Source organism: Rhodococcus sp. I2R, assembly GCF_020889545.1.
Taxonomy (GTDB): Bacteria; Actinomycetota; Actinomycetes; order Mycobacteriales; family Mycobacteriaceae; genus Rhodococcoides.
The window spans coordinates 37,353-48,056 of sequence record NZ_JAHUTG010000020.1; the positions used below are offsets into that span (position 1 = coordinate 37,353).

At 63.9% G+C, this 10,704-nt stretch carries 10 protein-coding genes and 1 pseudogene; 6 read left to right on the plus strand and 5 right to left on the minus strand.

The window, feature by feature from the left end; genetic code table 11:
- Positions 1–81 precede the first annotated feature (81 nt).
- The 6 genes and pseudogenes from KVY23_RS18885 to KVY23_RS18910 all read left to right on the plus strand — a co-directional run bounded on the left by KVY23_RS18885 (position 82) and on the right by KVY23_RS18910 (position 5,311).
- On the plus strand, positions 82–1,242 hold the full coding sequence (locus KVY23_RS18885) for a hypothetical protein (protein WP_075837636.1): 1,161 nt from the start codon (positions 82–84) through the stop codon (positions 1,240–1,242).
- Entirely contained in the window at positions 1,239–2,036 is a 798-nt protein-coding gene (locus KVY23_RS18890) for an SDR family oxidoreductase (protein ID WP_230557791.1), read from the plus strand. Before KVY23_RS18885 ends, KVY23_RS18890 begins: the two co-directional genes overlap by 4 nt.
- 9 nt (positions 2,037–2,045) lie before the next feature.
- Positions 2,046–3,213, plus strand: a pseudogene (locus tag KVY23_RS18895) (sulfotransferase).
- A gap of 9 nt (positions 3,214–3,222) precedes the next feature.
- Positions 3,223–3,813 (plus strand): bifunctional 2-polyprenyl-6-hydroxyphenol methylase/3-demethylubiquinol 3-O-methyltransferase UbiG, encoded by a 591-nt coding sequence (locus tag KVY23_RS18900; protein ID WP_230557792.1) that lies wholly within the window; start codon positions 3,223–3,225, stop codon positions 3,811–3,813.
- 52 nt (positions 3,814–3,865) lie between these two features.
- On the plus strand, positions 3,866–4,399 hold the full coding sequence (locus tag KVY23_RS18905; protein WP_075837635.1) for a MarR family winged helix-turn-helix transcriptional regulator: 534 nt from the start codon (positions 3,866–3,868) through the stop codon (positions 4,397–4,399).
- 78 nt (positions 4,400–4,477) lie between these two features.
- Complete coding sequence (locus KVY23_RS18910) at positions 4,478–5,311, plus strand: hypothetical protein (protein ID WP_230557793.1); 834 nt, start codon at positions 4,478–4,480, stop codon at positions 5,309–5,311.
- Here the strand turns inward: KVY23_RS18910 and KVY23_RS18915 are convergent.
- The 5 genes from KVY23_RS18915 to KVY23_RS18935 are packed head-to-tail and all read right to left on the minus strand — an operon-like array spanning position 5,287 to position 10,692.
- Positions 5,287–6,063 (minus strand): enoyl-CoA hydratase, encoded by a 777-nt coding sequence (locus tag KVY23_RS18915; protein WP_075837477.1) that lies wholly within the window; start codon positions 6,061–6,063, stop codon positions 5,287–5,289. The genes KVY23_RS18910 and KVY23_RS18915 overlap by 25 nt on opposite strands.
- A complete protein-coding gene (gene mmsB, locus KVY23_RS18920) occupies positions 6,060–6,968 on the minus strand; it encodes a 3-hydroxyisobutyrate dehydrogenase (RefSeq protein ID WP_230557794.1) in 909 nt (302 codons plus the stop codon). The genes KVY23_RS18915 and mmsB overlap by 4 nt, the downstream gene beginning before the upstream one ends.
- Positions 6,965–8,008, minus strand: coding sequence for an enoyl-CoA hydratase/isomerase family protein (locus KVY23_RS18925; RefSeq protein ID WP_230557795.1), 1,044 nt, complete (start codon positions 8,006–8,008; stop codon positions 6,965–6,967). Before KVY23_RS18925 ends, mmsB begins: the two co-directional genes overlap by 4 nt.
- Complete coding sequence (locus KVY23_RS18930; RefSeq protein WP_230557796.1) at positions 8,005–9,144, minus strand: isobutyryl-CoA dehydrogenase; 1,140 nt, start codon at positions 9,142–9,144, stop codon at positions 8,005–8,007. Before KVY23_RS18930 ends, KVY23_RS18925 begins: the two co-directional genes overlap by 4 nt.
- Positions 9,145–9,147: 3 nt before the next feature.
- Positions 9,148–10,692, minus strand: coding sequence for a CoA-acylating methylmalonate-semialdehyde dehydrogenase (locus tag KVY23_RS18935; protein ID WP_269418614.1), 1,545 nt, complete (start codon positions 10,690–10,692; stop codon positions 9,148–9,150).
- Positions 10,693–10,704: the final 12 nt, after the last annotated feature.

The window sequence follows — 10,704 nt, forward strand, 5'->3', positions numbered from 1 at the left end:
ACTAGAACAAGTTCTATTGTCGATTCGAACCAGTTCTACCACACCGGTACATATATGTACCAATAATCCGAGGAGATGGGCGTGCCCACCGACCCCCTGACCGACGCGATCGCAGCAGCCGAGAAGATCATCGAAGCCGCGCCACACATACTCACCGAGCAGGACCTGGTGGAAGGCTACGAGTACCTGGCGGGGAGCATCCGCGCGTCGATTCAGATGGCGTGGGCCTACGACCCCCGATTCCCCTTCTTCGCCTCCTCCACCGGGCCCTACACCAAGATGGGGTTGGACAACCCCGACACCCTGTACTTCCACGCCAACATCGACGCCGATCACGAGTATGTCGTCGCCGGAAGACGAGGCACCACAACAGATCTGAGTTTTCAAATTCTGGCGGGAGACTACTCGCCCGTCGACGTTCCCGACAGTCTCACCGCATTCGACGATCGCTCCATCGACATCGCATCCGACGGCACCTTCGAGCTGCACTTCGGCCGCCCGTCCGAGCAGGCCAACCACTTCACCCTGGGTGAAGGATCGTCGATGCTCGTGGTGCGAGAGGTGTACAACGACTGGTCGGCCGCGCGCGGCACGCTGACCATTCGCCGCGTCGGCGAGGAGCGCGAGGAACCGAACCGGCCGACGAAGAACGACGTGGCAAAACGATATGCGACGGCCGGAAAGATGCTCCTCGGCAGGTTGAACACGTTTCTGCAGTTTCCGCACTGGTTCTACCTGAAGCTCGAGGTCAACACCCTGACCGAACCACGCCTGACACCAGGCGGCTTGAGCACCCAATACTCCTCGGCCGGTCACTACCAATTGCAGGCGGACCAGGCCATGATCGTCACCGTTCCGAAATCCGATGCGCCGTATCAGGGATTCCAGCTCGGCAGCATGTGGTACGTCTCGCTCGACTACATCCACCACCAAACCTCGCTGACCTCCGATCAAGCTCAGACCGACCCCGACGGCATGATGAGACTCGTTGTCAGTGAGCAGAACCCGCATGTGGCGAACTGGATCGAGACCACCGGACACGCACGCGGCTACGCGCAGATCCGCTGGCAACGAGTGTCACGAGAGCTGACCTCGGCCGACGGCCCCACCGTCGAAGTCGTCGACATCGACGATGTGCCCTCGCGACTGCCCTACTACGAGCAGAACACGATCACCCCCGAGGATTTCGCACGAAGAATCGCCGCCCGACGCCGGGGCGTCGACGAACGGATGCTGGGATGACCGGCGGAATGGGAACCGGCGCGCTCGCCGGCAAGGTGGTCGTGGTCTCGGGCGTCGGCCCCTCCCTCGGTCGATCGATCGCGCTACAAAGCGCCGCCGCCGGCGCAGATGTTGTCCTCGCGGCTCGCTCCACCACGTGTATGGAGTCGGTGGCCGGGGAAGTGGGCGCGCTGGGGCGCCGAGCAGTCACGGTGACCACCGATATCACGGACGAGGACTCGTCGGCGGCCCTGGTCACCGCGGCCATCGACGCATTCGGCCATGTCGATGCCCTGGTCAACAATGCCTTCGCGAACCCGTCGATGAAGGATTTCGCGCACACCGATCCCTCTGTCATCCGCAACGGCCTCGAGTTGTCGTTGTTCGGCACACTTCGGCTCTGCCAGCTGTTCACCCCGGCCTTGGCCGAATCCGGCGGCTCGATAGTGATGATCAACTCCGCCGTCATCCGGCACTCGCAGCCCAAGTACGGGAGCTACAAGATCGCCAAGGCGGCGTTGCTCGCGATGTCGCAGACCCTCGCCAGCGAGCTCGGCCCACAGGGCATCCGCGTCAACACCGTTGCACCGGGCTACATCTGGGGCGAAACACTCAAGGGGTACTTCGCGCACGCGGCGCGCAAGTACGGCACCACCAGCGAACAGATCTACCAGCAGACAGCCGCCGGCATCGACCTGCGACGCCTACCCGAACCCGACGAGATCGCCGACGCCGTGGTGTTTCTCGCCTCGCCCGGGGCCCGCGCCATCACCGGTCAATGCCTCGACGTCAACTGCGGCGAATACCACCACTAGGAGCTCGATGTGACCAGTACCGAACGCACGGATGTCGGCACCGCAGAGGACCTGCACGCCTCGGCGAGCAGGGCCAGCGGCCTCACCGACTTCGGAACCGACGACTACAGCGAGGCGCTGGAAGTGCTGCTCGAGTCGTACCGGCGAGATGCCGAGCTCACTCCGCTCGGGTCGAAGATGAGTCGCTTCTTTCTACGCGGGGCGTTGGTCGCCCGCCTGTTGAGCGAATCGGCGTGGAAGCAGTACCCCGAGCATGCCGAGGTCTCGATCGAGCGCCCGATCTTCGTCACCGGGCTCCCCCGAACAGGTACCACTGCGCTGCATCGGCTGCTGACGGCCGACCCCGCTCATCAGGGACTCGAGATGTGGCTCACCGAGGTGCCACAGCCTCGACCTCCTCGGGAAACGTGGGCCACCAATCCGGTGTTCGCACACATCGAGCAGGGCTTCGCGCAACACCACACAGAACATCCCGAGTTCATGGGGGTGCACTACATGTCTGCCGGCGAGGTCGAAGAATGCTGGCAGCTGCTGCGCCAATCGGTGCAATCGGTCGCCTACGAGTGCCTGGCGTACCTGCCGACGTACTCCTCGTGGCTGGCCGAGCAAAGTTGGCACTAATGCCTACGCACGTCACCGCCGGAACCTGCAGCTGATCGGATTGCACGACTCGGAGCGGCGGTGGGTGCTGAAGAATCCGAGCCACCTGTTCGCGCTGGAGGACCTTTTGACGGTCTATCCCGACGCCCTGGTAATCCAGACACACCGGGAGGCCCGCACGATCATGCCATCTACCTGCAGCTTGGCCGAGCACGCAACCGCGGGCTGGAGCACCAAGTTCACCGGTAGCGTGATCGGGCGAACACAGCTCGACCTCTGGGAACGCGGGTTGCACACCTTCGCCGCCGCGAGGGCCGAAGCGAACCCCGCACAGTTCTTCGACGTCGACTATCACGAGTTCGTCGCCGACCCGCTCGGCACGGTGGAACAGGTGTATCGGCATTTCGGACTGGGCATGAGCGAGGACGCGCGTCTCGCGATGGACGCGATCGACGCCGAGAGTCGAACAGGTGCCAGACGTCCCTCGCACAAGTACACCCTCGAAGAGTTCGGGCTCGACGGCGACGAGGTGGACAGGCGGTTCGGGGAGCAGCGGCGTTCCGGGGAGCACCGATAAGCTCGATGCATGGCCCCCACACGCTGGCAGAGCGAAAACACCGAGGCCCAATCCCGGCAGTACGTGGAACGGTTCGCGGAGCTCGAAAAGCGCGGCGCGGATCTGCACGGAGAAGCGCGGATGCTCGATGCGCTGCTGGCGCGAAAGAGTTCGGTGCTCGATGCCGGTTGCGGCACCGCACGACTCGGCGCCGAGTTGGCGCGTCGGGGCCATCGGGTTACCGCCGTCGACCTCGATCCGGTGTTCGTCGAAGCCGCCCGAGCGCACACCGACCTCACCGTCCACCAGGCCGATCTGACCGAGCTCGACCTGGGCGTTCAGTTCGATGCCGTCGTCACTGCCGGCAATGTCATGGTGTTCATGACGCCGGGGACCGAGCGCGCGGCGCTGTCGAACTTCGCCGCTCATCTCGTTCCTGGCGGGGTGTTCGTCGCCGGGTTCGCCACCGACCGGGGGTACACCGTGGGCCAGTTCGACGAGGATCTGGCCGCGGTCGGGCTCGAATTGGAGCACCGCTTTTCGACGTGGGATCTGAGGCCGTGGCACGGCGATGCCAAGTTCGCCGTCAGCGTCGCGCGCAAGCCTTCCGCCGCGCGCTGACCCGAGCCATCGGAAGCGTCTCACAGGCCATCGTCGTGGGAGGATGGACAGCATGTCTGCTTCGTCGCGCCTTCCACTCGACCCCATCGCAGAGGCTCATCGTCAGTGGACCAAGCACGGGTGGGGAAATGTCGCCGACGGCATGGCTGCAGTCACCTCGCTGATGCGTGCTCAGCAGATCATGCTCGCCCGTGTGGAGGAAGTTCTCAAACCCACCGGGTTGACGTTCTCGCGATACGAGTTGCTGACCTTGCTCACCTTCACCAAGAACGGCGCCCTGCCGATGGCGAAGGCCAGCGCACGCTTACAGGTTCATCCCACCAGTGTCACCAATGCGGTGGACCGGCTCGAGACAGCAGGATACGTTCGCAGGACGCCGCATCCGAGCGACCGTCGGACGACGCTGGTGGAGATCACCGAATCCGGTCGCAAGCTGGCGGTCGATGCCACGGAAAGGCTCAACGATCAGGTGTTCGCGAAGCCGGGCCTCAGCGACGACAAGCTCACCTCGCTGGTTCGAATCCTTGCCGAACTCAGGAGGGCAGCCGGTGATTTCGACGACACCGGCACGGCGCCTACCTGGTGAGACGCGCCGACCGGCGTCGATCCGTGATGAAATGAATCCGGAACGCGGCGGGGGGTCGCGCCAGGTGGGAGTAGCTCGATGTTGGTAGTGGGTGTCGGGGCGGGTGCACACGGTGCGCGAGCAATTCTGACTCACCTGGACAGTCCGCACCGCGCGCCGCTTGCGACCCGGACGGTTCGTCGCCGACGAGACCGATCGCTGCCATCGACCGTCGTCGACGCTATTTCAGCTCTTCATGCAGTTGCGTCCACACTCGATGTGCACGTCGAGCATTCGGCGATCGCCTACCGCTCGGGCGACGAGTTCGATGCGCGTGAAGATGTGGGTTCGGCCCAGTTGGTGCCCGATACCATAGCTCAGCTCCGCTACCTTCGTTTCACCGGAACCGTTCCCGCACACGGGGCCACAGTGCTGTGCGATCTGGGCAGCACCGGGATGAGCGTATCCGTCGTCGATCTGGCGAGGGGAGCCATGGTCACCTCGCAGCGGGCCACGTCCTTCGGCGGAGACGACCTCGACCAACTGGTCCGACGCCACCTCGCCGTCCACGGTGTTCGCACCGATGTCGATACGGCGCGGTCGATCAAGGAGAGATTGAGCGAGGGCGGGGTCGTCAATGCTCGCGACCTGGACGGCCGTGGCAATCACGTGTTCACGCGCAGAGATTTCGACGACATCACCGCCGGGCCGGTTCGGTACGCGAGGATGATCGTCGAGCAAACCATCGAACTGTCCGGTATCGAACCGGCATCGATCGTGCTGCTCGGGGGCGGCGCGAACATCGCATCGATCGCGGTGGCCTTCGAGTCGAAACTCGGCCCTCGCATCGTGATTCCGCACCGCCCCGAGCTCGTGTCCGCGCGCGGGGCGGCCCTACTGTCGAGCGGTCAGCGGTTGACGAACGTCGGTTGACGCTTGTCGACGAACGCCGCCATCCCTTCCTTCTGGTCCTCCGTCGCGAATGTCGAGTGGAACAACCGACGCTCGAACCGAACACCCTCGGCGAGAGTGCTCTCGTAGGAACGGTTCACCGCTTCCTTGGCCATCATCGCGATCGGCAGCGACATCTCGGCAATGGTGGTGGCGGTGGCGATGGCGTCGTCGAGTAGATCCGCAGCCGGAACGATTCGCGACACCAGGCCCGCACGCTCGGCCTCCTCGACCTTCATGTTGCGACCCGTCAGGCACATCTCCATGGCCTTGGCCTTGCCCACCGCACGAGTGAGGCGCTGCGAACCACCGATACCCGGGATGACACCCAGCTTGATCTCGGGTTGACCGAACACCGCGGTGTCAGCCGCGATGAGCACGTCGCACAGCATCGCCAACTCGCATCCGCCGCCGAGGGCGTAACCGGAAACCGCGGCCACCAGCGGAGTGCGCGCCGCAGACAGCCGATCCCACGCAGTGAAGAAATCGTCGAGATAGACGTCCATGTACGACTTCGGCTGCATCTCCTTGATGTCCGCACCGGCCGCGAATGCCTTTTCCGAACCGGTGACGAGGATCGCCCCGATGCCCTCGTCACGATCGAAATCGTCGACGACGGAGACGACTTCACGCATCAACTGCGAGTTCAACGCGTTGAGTGCTTTCGGACGGTTGAGCGTGATGATTCCTACGCGTCCCCGGCGTTCGACCAGGATGGTCTCGTACTCGCTCATGAATTGGGTCCTGTCGATCGTGCGCGGATATCGTTGATGATGCCGGAGAAATCGACGTCGGTGCCGCCACCCGATTCACCCTTGAACCGCGCGTACAACTCGGCGGCCTGCAGACCGAGCACACCGTCGACTCCGTTGTCTCGCAGCGCGTTCGCCGCGAGTGACAGATCCTTGTCCATCAACGCCGCCGCGAAACCGGGCTTGTAGTCATTGTTGGCGGGACTGGTGGGAACGGGACCGGGTACCGGACAGTTGGTCGTCAGGGCCCAGCACTGGCCCGAAGCGGTCGAGGCAACGTCGAACAACGCCTGGTTGCTCAGACCCAACTTCTCGCCGAGAACGAAGGCCTCGCTGATCGCGATCATCGAGACACCGAGAATCATGTTGTTGCAGATCTTCGCCGCCTGACCGTTCCCTGCTGCGCCGCAGTGCACGACCTTTCGGCCCATGACATCGAGAATCTCAGCAGCGGAGGCGAAATCGTCCTCCGATCCACCGACCATGAACGTCAGTGTTCCGGCCGCCGCTCCCCCGACGCCACCCGAGACAGGTGCGTCGAGCCCGCGGTGACCGGCCGCCTGAACCATCTTGTGCGCGGCGTGCGCATCGGCGACATCGATTGTCGAGGAATCGACGAACAACGTGCCGGGCGCCGCAGCGGGCAGCAGATCCGCATACAGGTCGAGGACGAGACGCCCGTTGGGAAGCATCGTGACCACGATGGAAGCATCCTGCACGGCCGCGAGCGCCGAGTCGACGACGGTGACCCCGTCGGACTTCGCCTGCTCGAGCGCGGCCGGCACCAGGTCGAAACCCTGCACGGTGTACCCGGCTGCGACGAGGTTCGCCGCCATCGGTCCGCCCATATGGCCGAGACCGATGAACCCAATTGTCTTCTCACTCATGCTGTCTCCAGTTTCAGTTCGGCGTCGCCCAGGGGCTCGAAGTACCGATCGACATCGTCCTGTGTCACGTCTGCGAGAGTCGCCGGTGACCACGCGGGGTTTCGGTCCTTCTCCACGACCTGCGCGCGAATCCCTTCGACGAGATCGTGTGAGCTCAGACTCGCGAGAGAAACCCGGTACTCCTCGTTCAACACCTGCTCGAGCGAGGATGCCTGGGCGGCACTGCGCAGCGACTTCAACGTCACTTTGAGGGCGACGGGCGACTTCGACTCGATGTCGCCGGCTGCCTTCTGTGCCTCGGGCGCGGCGCTGCGACGAAGACGATCGAGGATCTCCTCGACGGTGTCGGCACTGTAGGCCTCGTCGATCCATGCGCGAGCACCGGCCAGCGTCGATTCCGGTGCAGGCTCGGTGAACTCGGACAATGCATCCGAGACCGAACCGGACTCCAGCGCCTGGTAGAACTTCTCCAAGTTCTCCGAGGGCATGAAGTGATCTGCGAAGCCGGCCGCGATGGCGTCGGCTGCGTCCATACGCGCCGTCGTCAGAGCGAGATGCGTGCCGAGTTCACCCGGCGCACGGGCGAGCAGGTACGTGCCACCGACGTCGGGGATGAAACCGATCCCGACCTCGGGCATCGCGATCTTGGAGCGTTCGGTGACGATGCGAGTGTTCGCATGCGCAGACAATCCGACGCCACCACCCATGACGACGCCGTCCATGATCGCGACATACGGCTTGGAGAACCGAGCGATCGCCGCATTGAGGATGTACTCCTCACGCCAGAAGTCCTTCGTCCCGGTCCCGCCATCCTTCGCGTCGTGATAGATCGACACGATGTCGCCGCCCGCGCAGAGACCGCGCTCGCCGGCTCCCACCAACAGCACCGTGTCGATGCTCTCGTCCGCGGCCCACGCGTCGAGCTGCGGCGCAATCTCACGCACCATCGCATGGTTCAGCGCATTGATGGCTTTCGGGCGGTTCAGCGTGATACGGCCGACACCACCACGCTCGTCGAACATAACCTGAGGCTCTGTCATGCTGCTCCCACAATCGAGCGAGCCACGACGACTCGCATGATCTCGTTGCTTCCTTCGAGGATTTGGTGCACACGCAGATCGCGAACGATCTTCTCCACACCGTACTCCGCGAGGTAACCGTAGCCGCCGAGCAACTGCAGTGCGTCGTTCGCGACCTCGAAACCGGTATCGGTGGCGAATCTCTTTGCCATTGCACACAGTTCGACTTTGTCGGGAGCGTCGTTCTGCAACGCGTCGGCAGCGCGCAGTAGCATCGTGCGCGCGGCTTCGAGCTCGGTCTTCATGTCAGCGAGACGAAACTGCAACGCTTGCGCGTCGAGCAACCGGGCACCGAATGCCCGGCGTTCGAGCAGATACGCAACAGCCTTGTCGAGTGCACTCTGCGCGCCCCCGATCGAACATGCCGCGATGTTGAGCCGGCCACCGTTGAGGCCGTTCATCGCGATCCGGAAGCCGTCCCCCTCGTTGCCCAGCAGGTTCGCCACCGGCACCCGAACATCCTCGAAGACAACCTGCCTCGTCGGCTGGGCGTTCCATCCCATCTTCTTCTCGTTGGCGCCGAAGGACAGACCCTCCGACTCCTTCGGGACGATGATCGCCGAAATCCCCTTCGGTCCGGCGTCACCGGTCCGCACCATCACGACGTAGACATCCGATGTTCCCGCGCCCGAGATGAACTGCTTGACGCCGTTGAGGATGTAGTCGTCGCCGTCGCGCACAGCCTTGGTACTCAATGCCGCCGCATCCGAACCGGCGCCGGGCTCGGTCAGGCAGTAGCTGCCCAACTGGTCCATCGAGCACAGGCCCGGCACCCAGCGGCGACGCTGCTCCTCGTTGCCGTAGGTGTCGATCATCCACGCGACCATATTGTGGATGGAGATGTACGCAGCGATGGACGGGTCACCCGTGGCGAGTTGCTCGAAGATCCGGGCCGCGTCGAGCCTGGTCAGCCCGGAACCACCGACGTCCTCGCCGATGTAGATTCCGCCCATTCCCAAGCCGGCGGCTTTGCGCAGCACGTCCACCGGGAAGTGTTTGCTCTGGTCCCATTCGACAGCGTTCGGGGCGAGGAACTCGTCGGCGAAGTCCCTGACCGTCTCGTTGATCGCCCGCTCGTCCTCCGTGAGTGTGAACATGCGTCAGTCCATGTTCGGGATGACGAAGTGGTTTGCAGCAGCCTCTTTCTTGCCGGACGGCCAGCGTTGAGTGACGGTCTTGGTCTTGGTGTAGAACCGCACCGAGTCCGGTCCGTGCTGGTTCAGATCGCCGAATCCGGACTTCTTCCAGCCGCCGAACGTGTGGTACGCGATCGGCACGGGGATCGGAACGTTGACCCCGACCATGCCGACCTGGACCCGCGAGCAGAAGTCACGAGCGGTGTCACCGTCTCGGGTGAAGATCGAGACGCCGTTGCCGTACTCGTGCTCGGACGGCAAACGCAGCGCGTCCTCGTAGTCCTTCGCCCGCACGACGATCAGGACCGGTCCGAAGATTTCTTCCTTGTAGATCCGCATGTCGGTCGTCACTTTGTCGAACAGCGTTGCACCGGCGAAGAATCCGTTCTCGTGGCCTTCGAGACTGAAGCCACGGCCGTCGACGACGAGCTCGGCGCCCTCGTCCACACCGATCTGGGTGTAGTCGTTGACCCGCTTCAACGCGTCGCTGCCGACAAGCGGACCGAAGTCTGCGTCCTCGTCGTCGGAGCGGCCGATCTTCAGCTTCGCGACACGCTCGGTCAGCTTGGCGACCAGGGCGTCTGCGGTCTCCTCGCCGACGGGAACGGCAACCGAGATGGCCATGCAACGCTCGCCTGCGGATCCGTACGCGGCACCGAGCAGCGCGTCGGCGACCTGGTCGAGGTCGGCATCGGGCATGACGAGGGCGTGGTTCTTGGCGCCGCCGAAGCACTGTGCGCGCTTACCGTTCTTGGCTGCCGTCTCATAGATGTACTGCGCGATGGGGGTGGATCCGACAAAGCCGACGGCCTTGACGCGATCGTCGTTGAGCAGCACGTCGACGGCGTTCTTGCCGCCGTTGACGACGTTGAACACCCCTGGCGGAAGGCCTGCTTCGAGGAAGAGTTCGGCCAGCTTGAGCGGTACGGACGGGTCACGCTCGGACGGCTTGAGAATGAAGGCGTTGCCGCAGGCGATCGCGGGTCCGGCCTTCCACAGCGGGATCATTGCCGGGAAGTTGAACGGGGTGATGCCGGCGACGACGCCGAGCGGCTGACGCATCGAGTAGACATCGATTCCGCCGCCTGCGCCCTCGGTGTACTCGCCCTTGAGCAGGTGCGGAATGCCGGTGGCGAACTCGACGACCTCGAGTCCTCGCTGCACATCACCCTTGGCGTCGGCGATGGTCTTGCCGTGCTCACTCGAGAGCAGCCGAGCCAACTCGTCCATATCGCGATTGATCAGCGCCAGGAACTTCATCAGGACGCGGGCGCGTCGCTGCGGATTCCAGCTCGCCCATTCGACCTGCGCCTGTGCGGCGTCGGCGATGGCCGCCTCGACCTCGGCATCACTGGCGAGAGGCACCTTGGCCTGAACCTCGCCGGTGTTGGGGTCGAAGACGTCGCCGAAGTTGCCCGACTCGCCGGAGACGTGCTTGCCGCCGATGAAATGCGTGAGTTCGCGCATGAGATCCGTCCTGTTCAGATACGAGAAATTAAGTGTGCTCATCCTATAGTTGGA